General features: G+C 33.7%; 1 protein-coding gene, 1 tRNA gene and 1 pseudogene. All 3 read left to right on the top strand.

The genetic code is table 11. The features are described 5' to 3' along the window. Positions 1 to 298, top strand: a pseudogene (locus BD31_RS01535) (DNA topoisomerase I); the annotation flags it as partial. Positions 299 to 335: 37 nt separating this feature from the next. After that, positions 336 to 450 (top strand) — tRNA-Met (locus BD31_RS01530). Positions 451 to 619: 169 nt separating this feature from the next. Continuing rightward, on the top strand, positions 620 to 799 hold the full coding sequence (locus BD31_RS01525) for a hypothetical protein (protein WP_008297430.1): 180 nt from the start codon (positions 620 to 622) through the stop codon (positions 797 to 799). The last annotated feature ends 24 nt before the right edge of the window (positions 800 to 823 follow it).

Below are 823 nucleotides of genomic sequence, written 5' to 3'. Positions count from 1 at the left end.
AAGGCCAAAAGAGAAAGAAAAATCAAAAACAACTGAAATGAACAAAATCAAAAAAACAAAAGAAAAAAACAACAAAGAAAGAATAGAAAAATTAGAATTACAAATTGATCTGTCAGAGAAAACCAAGGACTACAATATCGGAACATCTCTGAGAAACTACATAGATCCTCGTATTTTCAAGGCATGGACAGAAGATGTTGGTGCTGAGTGGGAAAAATTGTATACATCTGCATTACAAAAGAAATTCCTCTGGGTCAAAAATGAAAATGTGAGTTGGAAGGATTTAAAGGAAAATTAGAATCATTTAATTTCTCAAATTTTTAGGTATTAACTATGCCGGGGTAGCTCAGCCTGGTTAGAGTGCCAGTTCAATTGGTAAACTCTAACGGTTCTCCAACTAAGGCAATACTCATAATCTGGAGGTCGCGAGTTCGAAACTCGCCCCCGGCACACACAACTTTGTTTATTACTCCTCCCCGACCTACTGTATAGTCATTGAGTACTAGGCACGAATACAAACACAGAATCGACATTCACAATTACAAATCAAAAATGAGACAAATCAGCGATCAGATTGAAAGAGAGTTATCATCAGAAAACATCGCATTAATCAAAAAATATGATAGAGAAATGGTTTAATTCAACAGATGATTATGGTATCGAAAAAACTCTTCTTGAATGTGATAAAACAATAATTTCAAATTTAGAATCAATCAAAAAAGAACTGGTTCCTAATTGTAAGCATCTGAAGAAAATGAGGGATATGACATCGGATGGTAAATTGACAATGAATTCATGAATTGTCTTTCATATGTCTATAATT

It is taken from the genome of Candidatus Nitrosopumilus salarius BD31, from assembly GCF_000242875.2.
Classification (GTDB): Archaea; Thermoproteota; Nitrososphaeria; order Nitrososphaerales; family Nitrosopumilaceae; genus Nitrosopumilus; species Nitrosopumilus salarius.
This window is presented reverse-complemented; position numbering and strand designations above follow the sequence as displayed.